General features: G+C 70.1%; 12 protein-coding genes. 7 read left to right on the top strand and 5 right to left on the bottom strand.

The window, feature by feature from the left end:
- Positions 1-58 precede the first annotated feature (58 nt).
- Genes BMZ30_RS01780 through BMZ30_RS01765 form a run of 4 tightly spaced genes read right to left on the bottom strand, consistent with a single transcriptional unit; the run spans position 59 to position 5406 of the window.
- Entirely contained in the window at positions 59-601 is a 543-nt protein-coding gene (locus BMZ30_RS01780) for a hypothetical protein (RefSeq protein WP_093374506.1), read from the bottom strand.
- Positions 598-1749: a restriction endonuclease subunit S gene (locus tag BMZ30_RS01775; RefSeq protein ID WP_093374504.1), complete on the bottom strand. Its 1152-nt coding sequence runs from the start codon at positions 1747-1749 to the stop codon at positions 598-600. Before BMZ30_RS01775 ends, BMZ30_RS01780 begins: the two co-directional genes overlap by 4 nt.
- On the bottom strand, positions 1742-3367 hold the full coding sequence (locus BMZ30_RS01770) for a class I SAM-dependent DNA methyltransferase (RefSeq protein ID WP_093374502.1): 1626 nt from the start codon (positions 3365-3367) through the stop codon (positions 1742-1744). The genes BMZ30_RS01775 and BMZ30_RS01770 overlap by 8 nt, the downstream gene beginning before the upstream one ends.
- 2 nt (positions 3368-3369) lie before the next feature.
- Positions 3370-5406, bottom strand: a complete 2037-nt coding sequence (locus BMZ30_RS01765) for a hypothetical protein (protein WP_143073105.1) — start codon at positions 5404-5406, stop codon at positions 3370-3372.
- A 322-nt stretch (positions 5407-5728) separates the two neighbouring features.
- Here BMZ30_RS01765 and BMZ30_RS01760 point away from each other — a divergent pair, with 322 nt between their 5' ends.
- Positions 5729-6304 carry a hypothetical protein gene (locus BMZ30_RS01760; RefSeq protein WP_143073104.1) on the top strand — a complete coding sequence of 192 codons (576 nt, stop codon included), beginning with the start codon at positions 5729-5731 and terminating at the stop codon, positions 6302-6304.
- A gap of 144 nt (positions 6305-6448) precedes the next feature.
- Here BMZ30_RS01760 and BMZ30_RS13650 read toward each other — a convergent pair whose 3' ends face one another.
- Positions 6449-6619: a hypothetical protein gene (locus tag BMZ30_RS13650; protein WP_177191245.1), complete on the bottom strand. Its 171-nt coding sequence runs from the start codon at positions 6617-6619 to the stop codon at positions 6449-6451.
- A 12-nt stretch (positions 6620-6631) separates the two neighbouring features.
- On the opposite strand from BMZ30_RS13650, the gene BMZ30_RS01750 reads away from it, so the two are divergent.
- The 6 genes from BMZ30_RS01750 (at position 6632) to BMZ30_RS13885 (ending at position 14220) form a co-directional block, all read left to right on the top strand.
- Positions 6632-8110, top strand: coding sequence for a hypothetical protein (locus tag BMZ30_RS01750; protein WP_143073103.1), 1479 nt, complete (start codon positions 6632-6634; stop codon positions 8108-8110).
- On the top strand, positions 8103-8942 hold the full coding sequence (locus BMZ30_RS13465) for a hypothetical protein (RefSeq protein ID WP_143073102.1): 840 nt from the start codon (positions 8103-8105) through the stop codon (positions 8940-8942). The genes BMZ30_RS01750 and BMZ30_RS13465 overlap by 8 nt, the downstream gene beginning before the upstream one ends.
- A gap of 9 nt (positions 8943-8951) precedes the next feature.
- Entirely contained in the window at positions 8952-11141 is a 2190-nt protein-coding gene (locus BMZ30_RS01740; protein WP_093374490.1) for an Hsp70 family protein, read from the top strand.
- Between the two features lie 117 nt (positions 11142-11258).
- Positions 11259-12878, top strand: coding sequence for an SIR2 family NAD-dependent protein deacylase (locus tag BMZ30_RS01735; protein WP_093374488.1), 1620 nt, complete (start codon positions 11259-11261; stop codon positions 12876-12878).
- 44 nt (positions 12879-12922) lie between these two features.
- Positions 12923-13858 carry a hypothetical protein gene (locus tag BMZ30_RS01730; protein ID WP_093374486.1) on the top strand — a complete coding sequence of 312 codons (936 nt, stop codon included), beginning with the start codon at positions 12923-12925 and terminating at the stop codon, positions 13856-13858.
- On the top strand, positions 13855-14220 hold the full coding sequence (locus BMZ30_RS13885; RefSeq protein ID WP_093374484.1) for a GntR family transcriptional regulator: 366 nt from the start codon (positions 13855-13857) through the stop codon (positions 14218-14220). The genes BMZ30_RS01730 and BMZ30_RS13885 overlap by 4 nt, the downstream gene beginning before the upstream one ends.
- Positions 14221-14357: the final 137 nt, after the last annotated feature.

Below are 14357 nucleotides of genomic sequence, written 5' to 3'. Positions count from 1 at the left end.
CTTCACCTTGTAAGTCCCTTGAGAGTCGTCTTAAGAGTGGCGGGGCGTGGCCCCAACGTCAGTCGGCACCCACGGTCAGGACCCCATCGAGGCCGCGATCCGGGTGGTACGACCAGGAGACTGAGAGGTCGTCCCACTCCTCGGTCTGCCGGCCGTCCATCGAGGTCGTCTGGCTGATGTGGGAGGTGATGTGCGTCGGCATGTCCAGCTCGGCGAACAGGCAGGCCGTGTCGAGGTAGTCGGCGCCCATGAAGTCCTCCTCACCCTTGGTGTCGAAGATGAGGGAGGCGCCCTCGTCGGCGACCGTGATTCCGGAGGCGCCGGCGAGGTCACAGGCGTCGACGGCGTCCGAGAGCACCTCGAGCGTCGCCGCCTGCGCTGACTTGTTCATGACCGCGACGACGACGCCGACGCCGCCCGCGCCGAGCAGCAGGCCCACGACTCCCGTCGCCACCGGGAGCACCCACGCCGGGCGCGGACGCCGGGCAGGCGGGGGCCACTCGGCCGACGACGACGGCGCTGGGCTGGGAGGGACCGGCGGGTTGGGTGGCGTCGTGACCTGGGGCTGGTGGTCGGGCGGCGGTGCGAACTGGTCAGTCATGATGCGGTCTCCTCAACGAGGTCGATGGCGTCGCGCACGCGGAGCGTGCCCGACATGAGAGCGGGGAGCAGGGCGTCGCGGGTGGCCGCGAGAGTGGCGTTCTCCGCGTAGAGATTCCGACGAGTTGCGAACCAGGCGGCGGCGCTCCGCTCGAGGTCCTGCCGCGCGTCCGCCACCGGAAGGCGAATCTCCAGCCGCTTGAGATTGCCCATACTGATCTTCGGTTGTACGGCACCTGTGACTAGTGTTGAGACATCTGCACGGCGAATCGCGACATAGAGCACTTCCGTGGAGACGCCGCGGCCTGAAAGCACGTGTGCATGGTTGTTCACCCACGCAGGACCCCAGATATACTGCGTCACCGGCCGGCGCTGTTCTGTGATCACAGAACCATCCTCGCCGACGAGAACCAGGCGATCGTCAAAGAGGGCTTCGTCCACCCACCCAAAGACACCACTGGCTCCATAGTAAGGGATCGGCCCTGGCCGCGATTCACGCTCCCGCGACGACAGTGGAACGCGGAGACGATTGTGAAACTCGGCAACTGTCGCCAAGGTCGCAGTCTCCGAATCGCCGGCAATGGAGCGCTCAAAGTGAGCGTCTATGAGCCCTTCCCCGATCGCGATCATCTTCGTGTTGGCGGCGATCTTGTCGTCGAGCGCGCCCAGCACCTCCGCGATCGCTCGCTGCTTGTCGAGGGCGGGGAAACCGGTTAGCGGAAACGTCCGGACGTCCGCAACGTTCAAGTGCGGGACGGTCGAGCCGGCGGCCTTGACTTGTAGCAGCGCCAGATTTTTTGGAGATGTAAGCAAATAGTACAGGAATCGGCTATCCGCTCGATCTCGAGCAGGACGCAAAAGAACGGTGCGCTGGCCCGGAGCGACACGAACGCCTCGAGGAATGCGCACGACAGGCCCGACTGGAGCTTCACGCGCCAGCAAGAGGTCCCCCTCCTGCGGGCACAGCCGCTTCGTCCACAGATCGTATGTCTCGCGTGAGATCCGTCGAGCCTCATCGAAGTTGATGATGTTTCCGCGCATCGCAGGCGTTCCGACCGCAAAGCACTCACCGGTCAAATCGATCGGCGCCGACTTATGCTCACAGTCGACGATTTGATCGCAGACGTCGCTGAGATAGAAGTCAGCCACGGATCCTCCCCAGCTGCTCGCGGACGACCTGCTCGAGCCGGGCGGACTCTTCGAACTGCGCGAACAGCTCGCCCGTCAACCGCTCGATCTTCTCGTCGAGCGGCTCGGCGTCCTCCTCGACCTCGGCCGCACCGACATACCGCCCGGGCGTGAGCGCGTAGTCCGCCGCCTTGATCTCGGCGAGAGTCGCTGACTTGCAGAACCCCGCGACGTCGTCGTACGTCTGCCCGGCCTCGATCGCCGACGGCGTCCCGCGCCAGGCGTGGAACGTGCTGGCGATGCGCGCGATGTCGGCGTCGGACAGCGCGCGCTCCGCGCGGTCGACCATGTGTCCGAGGTTGCGGGCATCGATGAAGAGCACCTGGCCGGTGCGGTCGACCGCCCCGCCGTCGCCCGCCGTCTTGTCCTTGGCGAAGAACCACACGCACACCGGGATGCCCGTCGACCGGAACAGCTGAGTGGGCAGCGCCACCATGCAGGACACCAGGTCCGCCTCGACGATTCGCGCCCGGATGTCGCCCTCTCCCCCGGAGTTGGTCGACATGGAACCGTTCGCCATCACGACGCCCGCGGACCCGCCCGGGGCGAGCTTCGACAGGATGTGCTGCACCCACGCGTAGTTCGCGTTCCCCGCGGGCGGCACGCCGTACTTCCACCGCGGGTCGCTCTCCGAACGCGCCCAGTCCTTGATGTTGAACGGCGGGTTCGCCAGGACATAATCCATCGCCACGTCCGGGTGGATGTCGCGCGCGAACGTGTCCTGCCACTTGCTGCCCAGGTTCGCATTCAGGCCGTGCACCGCGAGGTTCATCTTCGCCATGCGCCACGTGCGCTCATTGAGCTCCTGGCCGAAGATCGAGATGGCCTGAGTGTCGGCGTCGTGCCGCTCGAGGAACTTCTCTGTCTGCACGAACATGCCGCCCGACCCGCAGCACGGGTCGTACACCCGGCCCTGGTAGGGCTCGAGCACCTCGACGAGCACCCGCACCACACCCGGGGGCGTGTAGAACTCCCCACCCCGCTTGCCCTCGGCGGCGGCGAACTTGCCCAGGAAGTACTCGTACACCTCCCCCAGCAGGTCGCGCGCCTTGCTCGCGCCACCACCGGTGAACCGGGTGTCGTTCAGCAGGTCGATCAGCTCGCCCAGGCGGCGCTGCTCGACGTTGTCCTGGTTGAAGATGCGCGGCAGCGTCCCCACGAGCGAGGGGTTCGCGCCCATGATGAGCGCCATCGCGTCATCGACCAGCTCGCCGACCGTCCGCGCGGGCTCGCCCATCGCCGCCGGCAGGCCCTTCGCGTGCTCCGCGAGGTAGCGCCAGCGCGCCGTCGTCGGCACCCAGAAGACGCCGGCACCGGTGTACTCGTCGATGTCGTCCAGCAGCCCGGCCACCTGATCCTCGCGGTAGCCCTCCGCCAGGAGGTCGTCGTTGATCTGCTGGCGGCGCTCGTCGAACGCGTCCGACACGTACTTGAGGAACACGAGCCCGAGGATCACGTCCTTGTACTGCGAGGCATCCATCGAGCCGCGCAGCTTGTCCGCTGCCTTCCACAGCGTGTCCTTGAGCTCCTTCATCGTCATGGGCGCGGACGGATCCGCAGAACGCTTCCTGGGGGGCATGGTCAGCCTTCCTTCTCAGTGGATACGTCGGCACGCGCAGACGTGAGGGCGAGGGCGCCGCACGCAACGGCGTCAGTCAGGGTGGTGGTGGCGTCGTCGAGGGCGGCGAGACGGGCCTGCAGATCGGCCCGCACCTGGGCCGACCGCTCGAGCGCGTCCTGCAGCACCGGCGCCTGAGCGTCGGGGACCAGGGGCACGCGCCACGATCGCCACGGCTCGCCCGGCGGGGCGGCGCGGATCGCCTGCGCGAGGACCTCCGGGAGGAGGCCGGCCGGCGCGGATTCCGTCAGGCGGAGGACACGTGCGGGCGATGCGACGACGCACACTCCGTCGGTGTCCACAAAGGCACGCGGCGTCGGGGACGTGCAGAACACGACGTCCCCCGGCTGGGTGTAGCGCGAGGACGGATAGCTGCCCGCGAGGGTCAGGCGGTCGACTGTCCTGGCCCCTCGCGGGCTGTCGCCCATAAGTTCGGCAACCCCGAGGACGACCGCGCCACTGCCCCCGTCCTCGATGTCCTCGGCGGCGATCCGGCTCCCCGCCACGCGGCGCACGGCCTTGTCGCGGACAAGTGCTCCGAGCGTCGTCGTCGGCCTCGGGCCGGGCTCGTGATGCTCGACCTCGACGCCGAACGGCACGACCGGAACGGAGACTCGGGCCGCGGCCTCCTCCACGCGCAGCGCGGCAGCTACCGAGTCGATCTGTGCGCGCGCCCGGGTCACGTCGGGCGGTCCGACGAGGTCGCCGCGCGTGGCCACGAGGTCGCTCGTGCCGACGACGCGCGCGTAGCGGAAGGCGTGAGCACGGACCGCTCGCTCATCGCCGAGGGCCGCGAGGACATCCGTGACGACGTCCTCCACTCTCGGCTCATCAAGGGCGGCACTGTCCGGCTCCGCGACCGTGACCCACCGCCGCTCGACTGGAACACCCGGGTGCGCGGAGCCGAGCACCCAAATCGCCAGGCGCTGTCGCGGGTGGGCCGGCCAGCACCCCGCGGGCAGGAGCAGGACCGCGCGCACCCGACCCGTGCGCAGCACCGCAGCGCGCGCCTGCGCGAGCGCCGGCGTCGTCGCCTGCACCAGCCCGCTCGCCGGGGCGACGACCACGGCGCGATCCTCGTCCCGCATCGACAGCGCAAGCTCCTCGACCGCTTCCAGCACCTGCGCGTCAGACGCGTCGACGAGCTCCGGGCTCGGGAACTGCGCGTAGAGCACGCTGCCCGTCGGCACCTGCTCCAGCAGGTCACCCCCGACCACGCGGGTCGACCAGCCCGCCCCAGCCAGCAGTCGGTGGGCATGCCGTCCGGCGGCGCTGCGCGCGAGCGGGAGCAGGACCTCGGGTTCGGCACCCTCCAGGAACCGGGCGCGCGCACGCCCCAGGGTCGAGGTCGCCCCCGTGGCGGCGACGATGGCCGCGGGCCCCTCGACACCGAGCACCGTCGCGACGATTCGAGCGACGAAGTCGGCCGCCCGCGCGTCGAGCGCTGTCGCGCCCGCGACGTGCATCCCGAGGCGCACGCGCATCGCGTCGAGAGCCGCGAGCGCCGCCGACGGCGTATAGGCAGCCGCAGCCATGGCGTCCGCGCGTGCCGCCCAGTCGGGTGCGCTCTCCCCCAGCGCGTCGATCTCGCTGTAGACGAAGGCGTCGGCGGGATCGACGTCGTCGGCCAGCTCAAGGAGCTCCGCGGCCGAGCGGGCGGACAGCTCCTCACCGGTGAGCGCCTTGACCGCGAGGAGGGACGTGAGCCCGGCCAGCGCCGTCGGACGCTCAGCGGACCCAAGCGCGTCCAGTGCGACGAACATCGCGGCGTCCTCCGCCACAGCCGGGTTGTTACCGAGCGCCGTCGCGAGCAGCCACTCGACCACGGAGGCCTGGTCGAAGTACTCGCGGCCCTCTTCGAGCACCGCGGGAGCCGGAAACGGCTGAGCGCTCTCCGCCTTGCGCCGGCGCCACATCGAGACCACCGGACGCTGGACCTGAGCGAGCGCGGCAACGTCCGCGAGGGTCATGAGTGGTGCGGGTGCCGAAGTGATCGTCATGCCGCACCTCCCTGGTGGGTCCGTTGATGTCGTGTGGTCAATCTAGACCGGCGGCGTGACCCACAACAGCCTGTTGCTTGATAACCCCCATTATCGCGCGCATTGCTAGGGCAAATCGGCCGGCCGCAGACAGAGTGGCACCACCACGACCGACGCAAAGGAGATCGAGATGACACCGCCCCCGGCCGCCCCAACTCCTGGCCCTGCCTACGACCCACTCACCCCGCCCCCGCCGCCTCCCACCCGGAGGAAGCCGCGCACCAAGCTCATCGCCGCCTCGTGGGGCGCGGGCGGGCTCGTGCTGGGTCTGATCCTTGGCTCCGTGGGCACCCAGTCTGACGACACGCCAGCCGTGACCCTCCCGTCCGCAGCCAGCACGACTGCGTCCACGACGGAGGACCCGGCGACTCCCAGCCCGTCCGCGGTCGAGCCGACCACCGAACCCGCAGACGACGAGCCGACGCCCACCCCGGATGCTGCCGCCGAAGGCAGCCGGAGCGCCCCCTTCACGATCGGCGAAACCGTCGGGAACGAAGACTGGTCCGTCACGCTCGGCGAGCCCACCGAGGCATGGAAACGCGTCAAGGCCGAGAACCAGTTCAACGACCCACCCGCCGACGGCTTCGAGTTCTACCTCGTGCCCGTCACCGCGACCTACATCGGGGACGAGTCCGGGTTCGCCTGGCTCGACCTCCGCGTGAAGTTCGTCGGTGCCGACGGCGTCACCTACGAGGACCGCTGCGGTATGATCCCCGACGACCTGGACGACGTCGGTGAGCTGTACGAGGGCGGCGTCGCGAAGGGCAACACCTGCGTCGTCGTCCCGGAGGGCGCCGAGGGGCTGTGGACGCTCACGGCCGGGTGGTCGGATCCGGTGTTCTTCGTCGCGGGAAGTTAGGTCGTCGAGGGCCGACGACGGTCTCTTCAGACCGGCCGGGCGCGCTCCCCGAACTCATGGGGAGCGCGATCCGTGCCGATACAGCGACCAGCAGCGCTGGAGCACACACCCCTGAGAGGAGACGCGATGTCTCGGACGCACTCCTCACCTGCCGCGGATCTCTCGCCCGCGCAGATCGAGCGCCAGCACCTCGTCCAGCGAGAGCTCGAGCGTCGAGCAGTTCTCGAGGCGCGCCGGGCCGCTCGGCACCGCGCTGCGACCAGCGCTCTGCTTGGAGAGGCAGAGCTCCGTCAGCAGGCGAGGCTCCGTCGACAACTGGTGCACCTGATGCGACGCCTGTCCGCCAGACGCCAACTCCAGGATGACCTTCGAAGGAGCGCGCGCCTGGTCGACGACACGATCGCCCGGGTCGCACCGACGGCGTCGGGCATCGCGGCATGGCGCAGCCAAGCGTGGCCGCGAACGCAAAGCGCGCTTGAGGCGTTACCGCCCGAGGTCGCTAGCGAGATCTTGTGCGCACTCGATGCAGCGCGGTTCATCGATGTCGCCGACGACGACGCGTACGTCGTTGCCCTCTCCCTACCCTTGCGGATGTCCACGGGCGAACTGGCCCCCGCCGCGCAGATCGCGCGGGGCCTCGAGAGCGTCGCGAGCGGGGAAGCGCTGCTGCGGTCCGACGCCGCTGCGATGGTCGGTTCAGGCGACACCGTCCTCGCCGAGGAAGCGCTCCTCCGGCACCCCACGGCGAGCCGCACCCTCGACCCAAGCACGTGGAACTCACGGGAGCGCGCCTACCTTCGCGCGCGATCTGAACCTCGTCAGCTGTCGGACGACGAAGTCTCGCTCCTCGGATGGACCCACGAAGCCCGGCGGCGCGCCCTCCTCGCGGGAAGCGACCCGGCCCGCGCGACGGGGGTAGACCCGACCGCAGCACCGGACGAGATGGACCGGCTCTACCGTGCGCTCAACGGCGACCTCACAGCCGCCTCCGAAGCGATCACGCAGCGTGACAGCCACATGGCGGTCCTCGAGCAGTTCCTTGCTACCCCGGAGGATGCGCTGCACAACTACTCGAGCGACCCGTCGTTCTGGCGCCTGCTCGACGCCCGAGTCGAAGGCGGGATCGTTGGCGCTTCGACAGAGTTCATTCGATGGCAAGCGCTCCATCGGCTGAGGCGCGCGCTCCACTCCCGTGGGCCGCACGCTGGGCGCGCGCTGCTCGGACACGCTCGCTCAGTCGGTGGGGGCCTGATAGTCCAGGGCGAGGTGGAGATGATTGCCGCGTACATCGAGGTCATGACCAGCAATGAGGCGAGCGCGTGGCGCGCAGCGCTCTCGCGAGTCCGCAAGATCACCGACCCGCGAGCCGCGCACAATGCTGAGCTGCTCACTGAAGCCTGTCGCCGGCTGAAGGACAGCGGGGCACCGATCGCGCGCGAAGCCGTCAAGAGTCCGTTCGTCGTCCTCGGTGTCGACGATGCCGCCCCGCACTGGAAGGCACGGTGGAAGGCACTGCGTCTTGAGCATCGCGCCGATGAAGAGCGCTCCGCAGAGCTCAACTGGGCCAAGCAGCGCATCGAACGCGGATCGACCCACTTCGTGCTGCCCTTGCACGCGGGGATCTACCGCCCTCCGCTGCGGGGCAAGCTCATGCCGTCCTCCGTTCCCTACCGGCGGGAGACGCGAGGTCTGACGCCACGAGACGTTGCGACGTGGCGCGCCCAAGCCAACGCCGCCCTCAGCACTGCTGCGCTCGCCAGTGCACGGCCCACAGCCCTGCTCACGAAAGTGAATACATATGTCTGACCCCGGCACGAAGAAGGCGCCCGACGCGGGACAGACGGCCCGAGCGGCCAAGAGCGCTGCACCGAGTCCCCGCGCCTCGAGAGAGAAGAACTCTGGTCAGCCGCGCCAGGCCGCTCCTCGGGGAGAGCCTGCTGCAACCGAGGAACCGAAGAAGTCTCCGAGGCGCACGGCTGGCCCCAAGAGCCGAAAGCCGACAGCACCGACGAGGCACCAGTCCCGTGGGGCGGCGGTCGAGGACAAGGCTACGGACAGCGCCACCGATGGTCCGGCAACAGAGCGAAGCGCAGCACCGGCCGCTGGATCGGCGACGCGGGGCGCGACCGGCAAACCCCGGACACAGGCGCCTGCCGCGCCGACGGAACCCCCTCGCGAACTGCGCGCTCTCGCTGAGGAGCTAGCTGCGCTGAAGGCGACCATCACCCCCCTCACGGCCGCCGTCGAGTCGCTCACGGCGTCGCGCGACAGCGAGGAAGGCCCGACCACCCAGGAGCTTGATCGCGAGCTCGCGATCGCTGCCATGGTCCATCAGCAGCAAGCCCTGGTAGTTCGCCTCTCACAGATGGCTCAGCGAGCCACGTCGGTCGATGTCGTGCGCGCCATGACCGATCAAGCGCTGAGGGAGGTCAGAGTCCGGCGCGTCGAGACCATCGAGGACCCGCTGTGGTTTCCCGGTGTCGACGACCCCACCTCCTATGACGTCATGGCTCCCGCGTACGTCGACCTCGCCACCAGTCGTCTCATCCAAGCGGGCGTAGCCGTCGAACGCCCCACCACGACCACCACCGACCCAGAACTCACTGCCGACATCGTGCCGTCGGACTCGAAGGAATAGGACCCCACCGTGAACTTTGGCATCGACTTCGGCACATCCAATTGCGCGGTCGCGCTCTGGGAGGACGATACGACGCGCGTCATCCCGTTCGACAGTGCAAACGTCGATGCCGACTGGTACGGCTTCGGCAGCGAGCTTGTCTTCCCGTCCGTGTACGGCACCGATGCGACGTCCCAGCAAGCGATGTTTGGATGGAATGCCAAGCTCCGCTCCGTTCACCAGGTCGAGGCCGTCAAGCGACTCCTCGCCGGCCACCAGACAGTGCAGATCGGCCCCCGCTCATACCCGGCGTCGCACGTCGCCACCCTCCTGTTCCGCGCGATCAAGTCCGGCATGGGTACCGCTGGCCTCGATGTGGCCGAAGCCGTTGTCACCGTCCCTGCCAAGTCCACCGGGCAAGCGCGGTACCGCACTCGCGAAGCTGCCCATCGGGCTGGCATCAAGGCGCTCTCGCTCATCAACGAGCCCACGGCGGCAGCCATGGCCTACGTCGATCGTGTGCGCACCGAGGGCACATACCTCGTCTATGACTGGGGTGGCGGGACGATCGACGCCACCGTGCTGGAGTACCGCGACGGCGTCCTGGAAGAGCGCGCGGCGAGCGGGCGCGCAGCGCTGGGCGGCATCGACATCGACGAGATCCTACGCGCGCGCCTCGCTTCCCGGCTCCGAGGCTCCTCGGATTGGGCACCCCATGAGCGGCGCGCCTTCGCCCTCGATGTCGAGCGCGCCAAAATCTCCCTGTCGGTCGACGAGCAAGTACTTCTCATGAGTCCACGGGGCGACTCGACCGCGACCCTGGACCGCGCGGAATTCGAGGACCTTGTACGTCCTCTCGTCGCCCAGACCCTCGAGCCAGTTCGAGAGGTGCTCGAGGACCTCGGGCTCGACCCACTGGGTCTCGACGCAGTCATCATGGTCGGGGGCAGCAGCAGAATCCCCCTTGCCCGGCGCCTTCTCGCCGAGGCCTGCGAGCAGGAGCCCGTCGACGCGCTCCTCATCAACCCACTTACTGCCGTCGCCGAAGGGGCAGCCTTCGCGGCAGCCGCACTGCGCAACCAGACCGACGACCTACCCTCATTCGTCACTGCGAACGCACTGGGCACTCGCGTCCAAGGCGAACACGGCGCGACCTTCTCGGAGATCATCCCGCGCAACTCACCGCTCCCCTTTCGAGGCACGCGGCTCTACAAGCCCAAGCACGAGTTCATGTCGAAGATTCGCGTTGACGTGTGGGAGGGCGATCCTGACCGTACGCTGTCGGATCCCTTCAATCAGCGGTTGAAGCAGCTCGAGATCCCCCTTGGCGAGCGGCTGCCCGCTGAGGAGGCCGTCTTCTCGATGGAGTTCACGTACTCCAACGAGGGCACCGTTTCGCTCAAGGTCATCCTCATACGCTCTGATCGTGTCGTGTTCGACGGACCGATCGACATCTTCGAAGACGACGAGTCGCAAGAGTTCGTCGAGCTCCCGCACGACGTCGCGGAGGTGCCGCCTCGCCCCGCGCGGGCACCCGTCGCTCCCAAGCCCGGCCCAAGTGCAAGCCGAACCCTGATCTCTCCGCTGCGAAAGCCGGCTGCCCGAACATCGCAAGTCGTCCTTGTCGTCGACGGTTCCAACCTGGCGTGGGAAGGGAACCAAGGGGGAGCTGAACCACGTCCCAGCGTGCAGACGCTGTTCGTCGCACTGGACGAGCTCTTGGAAGACTTCCCGGCCGCCGACATCAAAGTCGTCGTCGACGCCAACTTCCGTCACCTCGTGAGCGACGACGAACGTCCGGCTGTGGACGAGGCCCTGCGCACCAACAAGCTGATCCAGCCGCCGGCGGGGACCCAAGGCGCCGGCGACGCTTTGCTGCTCAAGCTCGCTGACAAGGTTGGGGCAACGGTCGTCTCGAACGACTCCTACCGCGAGTTCCAAGAGGAGTACCCGTGGCTCCGTTCCGGTGACCGTCTGATCGGCGCGCGACGGTCAGGCGCCAACTGGATCTTCCTCAAGCGGACTCCGCCCGCGCCGCGAAGCGACAGCACGAAGCGCGCGGCGCCAGCAGCCAAGACCAGCCCTGCCGCCGTGCCGGAGACGTGGAAGACCAGTGGTTGGGCGGCGCAGACGGACTTCTCCAAGCCAAGTCGCAAGGTCGGTGTGACCTTCGGGCCCGTCAGCGACAACTACTACATGTCACCGTTGGACAGTAAGTAGGGATGATGTAGGAGCGGCGGGAGGGCGCGCCGCAGGTTGCGGTGCAACGCCGTGGCGGCCGGGTCATTCCGAGGCAACCATGGAGAGGTCACGCCCGCACCGACCCGAGGAGGACGCATGCCGCACGGTCACGTGTTCGTCGCGCCGGGCGACCTCGCGCACCTGTCGAGCGACGCCGTCGTCGTGCCGACCGACCGCGGCTTCCACCTCGAGCCGTACTGGTACGAGACCCTCGGGCTCGGGGACGACCCGAGCGCCGACGACGCCGCTCGCCTGCGGCCTGTGGAGTGGCCGGCCGACGGGTACGGGCCGGCGCCGGGCGAGGCCTTCACCGCGGCGGACGGGGACGTCGCGGACGGGGACGACGACGAGCGGCGGCGGGTGTGGTTCATCGACGTCGTGCCCACGCGCGCGACGGGCGGGACCGACGGTGCGGCGGAGCTCGCCGACCGAGTCCTGCGTCTGCTCGAGGCGGTCGCGGCGGACGACGCGCTGGCCGCGCGGACCGGGCGCCTGCTGCCGCTCGTCGCGCTCCCGGTCCTCGGGGTCGGCAAGGGCAGCCTCGGCGGGGCCCGGGGTGACGTCGTCGCTCGGCTCGTCGCGGCCTGCACCGCCTTCACGGGGCGACACGCGATCGACGTGGTGATCGTCGCCCGGCACGCCTCCGACTTCTCGGCGTTCCAGGACGCCCGGCAGGCGCTCGACGACAGCCCGCTGCCCGACGACCTCGAGTCGCAGGCACGTGACCTCGCCCACCGGGCTCGGCGCGGCGAGCTGGCCCTGTTCGTCGGCGGAGGCGTCAGCATGGGCGCCGGCCTCCAGGGCTGGCGCGACCTCCTCGCGGCGCTCGCCGAGCGCGCCGGGTCACCGGACCTGGTGGCCGACCTCGCGGCGCTGTCGAGCCCGCTCGACCAGGCCCAGCTGCTGCAGCAGGAGCTGGGCGAGGACCTGCGCCGGCACCTGCGCGACATCCTCGGGTGCGTGCGCCGGTATGCCCTGGCGCACGCTCTGCTGGCGTCGCTCGGGTGCGACCCGGTCGTCACCACGAACTACGACACGCTGTACGAACAGGCCCTGGGCGACGCCGTCGGCGCCGGCCCGGCCACGCTGCCGTTCGACGACGCGCAGGCGGGTGAGCCCTGGGTGCTCAAGATGCACGGCGACCTGCGCGAGGGCTCGCGGCCCGTGCTGTCCCGCAGCGACGTCGTCGGGTTCGACTCCGGCTCGGGGCCGGTGGGGGCGATGGTGCAGTCGCTGCTGCTGACCCGGCACCTGCTGATCGTCGGCGCCTCGCTGACGGACGACAACTTCCTGCGGCTCGCCCACGACGTCGCGTCCTTCCGGGAGACGCACACCGCTCGCTCCCGCGAGCGGCGGCCGATGGGCACCGTGGTCGCGCTCGCGGATAACCCGGGCAGCCGCCGGTTGTGGCAGGGCCGCTTCGAGTTCGTCGCGACGCACGTGCCGTCGCCCGGGCACACGGGCCGGGCGGCCCAGGCGCGCGACCTGGCCCTCTTCCTCGACCGCGTCGCGCTGCACGCGAGCACGCCCCGGTATGCGGCGGACGAGCGGTACGAGGGCCTGCTGCTCGACGACGAGGTGCGCGCCGCCCACGATGCCCGTCGGCTCCTCGCGGCGATCGACGGGCTCCCACCCCACGCGCGCGGCCGCTGGCGGCTGGTCCGGGAGGCGCTCGAGGCGAGTGGCGCCTCCCGCTCCCCCGACCTCGATGTGTAGTGCTACATTGGTACAAACGTGGCACAAAACTGAGGAGCTTCCGCATGTCCCCCACCTTGCTCGCGGCGATCCTGGGCGGCGTCGCCATCGCGGCCGTCGCCCGCGTGACCGGGCCCGCCGCCGCGCGGACCGCCGCGCACGCCTTCGCCCGCCGCGTCGACCTGGCCCTCACCGACGACGTGGCACCGCGCGTGGTGGACCGCCTCGCTGCGCGCGATCGCGCCAGCGGCGTGGGAGCCCTGGTCGCGGTCGCGTTCGGCGGGCTCTGGGCCGCGCTGACGGAACCAGCCGAGACCGTCGGCGGGATCGTCGTGGCCCTGGCCTTCTTCCTCGGCTACGCAGCCGGCAGTGCGCTCTACGGCTGGTACGAGTCCACGCGTCCGGTGCCCGCCGGCCCGCGCATCGCTCGCGCGACCACCCCGACGCACGCCGACTACATCGACCCGGTCGAACGCCTCGGGCTCCGGATCGGAGCCTTCCTCGCCCCCCTCCTGATCGGCGGGCTCGCACTCGTGGACGCCCTCAGCGACGCGATCGCCTTCGGGCCGTTCCCCGTGGGCGCCGCCGTCGTCGCCGTCGTCTGCCCCGTCGTCGCGAACGTGGCCGAGGCCCTGGGCGCCCGCCTCGTCCTCGCCCGGCCCCAGGTCGCCGCCACCCCGCACGAGCTCGCGTGGGACGACGCCCTGCGCGCTCGCACCCTGCGCGACTCCATCACCGCCCCGCTGATCGTGACGCTCTACGCGCCGCTGTTCTACCTCGGCGTCGTGGACGCGGGCCTCGAGGGCGGCTGGCCCGCGAACCCCGCGGTCGGCGTCGTGTCCGGGGTCTTCGGCACCTACATCCTGGTGCTCGTGCTCCTCACCCTCCTCGCGCTCGCCCGGCGGCCCGAGCGGCACTTCCGCCGCCGGCTCTGGCCGACCGCCCCGCAGGCCGCCCCCGCCGTGGCCGGCGCACAGCCGGACGCGGAGCCGCAGCCGTGATCCTCTCCCTCGACCCCACCTCGCACGTCCCGCCGTTCGAGCAGGTTCGCGCCCAGGTGGCGGCGCTCGCGGCGTCCGGTGCCCTGCCGCCCGGGCACCGGCTGCCGACCGTGCGGCGGCTGGCCGGGGACCTCGGCCTCGCGGTCAACACCGTCGCCCGGGCTTACCGCGAGCTCGAGCAGTCCGGGGTGATCGAGACCCGGGGGCGCGCGGGCACGTTCATCGCCGTGCGGGGCGCCGACGCCGAGCGCGAGGGCGCCGTCGCCGCCCGCGAGTACGCGGCCCGGACGCGCGCGCTCGGCCTCTCGCCGGGCCGGGCCCTGGAGCTGGCCCACGAGGCCCTGGGCGGCGCGCCGGGCTGATGCCCCATCCCCCACCGCAGCGCGCGACTTCGTGACTTTGCCGCCACTTCGTGACGTGGAAGTAGCGATCTCGCGGGCAAAGTCACGATCTCGCGGGCCGTGCCAGCGGGCGGGCGCGCCAGTGGGGACGGCTGATC

This window comes from Flavimobilis marinus (assembly GCF_900113055.1).
Classification (GTDB): domain Bacteria; phylum Actinomycetota; class Actinomycetes; order Actinomycetales; family Cellulomonadaceae; genus Flavimobilis; species Flavimobilis marinus.
Note: the sequence above shows the minus strand (reverse complement) of the source record. Positions and strands in the feature narration are given on the sequence as shown.

Coding starts and splice junctions, on each gene's coding strand:
- BMZ30_RS01780 (WP_093374506.1), bottom strand. CDS start 601: ATGACTGACCAGTTCGCACCGCCGCCCGACCACCAGCCCCAGGTCACG.
- BMZ30_RS01770 (WP_093374502.1), bottom strand. CDS start 3,367: ATGCCCCCCAGGAAGCGTTCTGCGGATCCGTCCGCGCCCATGACGATG.
- BMZ30_RS01765 (WP_143073105.1), bottom strand. CDS start 5,406: ATGACGATCACTTCGGCACCCGCACCACTCATGACCCTCGCGGACGTT.
- BMZ30_RS01750 (WP_143073103.1), top strand. CDS start 6,632: ATGCGACGCCTGTCCGCCAGACGCCAACTCCAGGATGACCTTCGAAGG.
- BMZ30_RS13465 (WP_143073102.1), top strand. CDS start 8,103: ATGTCTGACCCCGGCACGAAGAAGGCGCCCGACGCGGGACAGACGGCC.
- BMZ30_RS01735 (WP_093374488.1), top strand. CDS start 11,259: ATGCCGCACGGTCACGTGTTCGTCGCGCCGGGCGACCTCGCGCACCTG.
- BMZ30_RS01730 (WP_093374486.1), top strand. CDS start 12,923: ATGTCCCCCACCTTGCTCGCGGCGATCCTGGGCGGCGTCGCCATCGCG.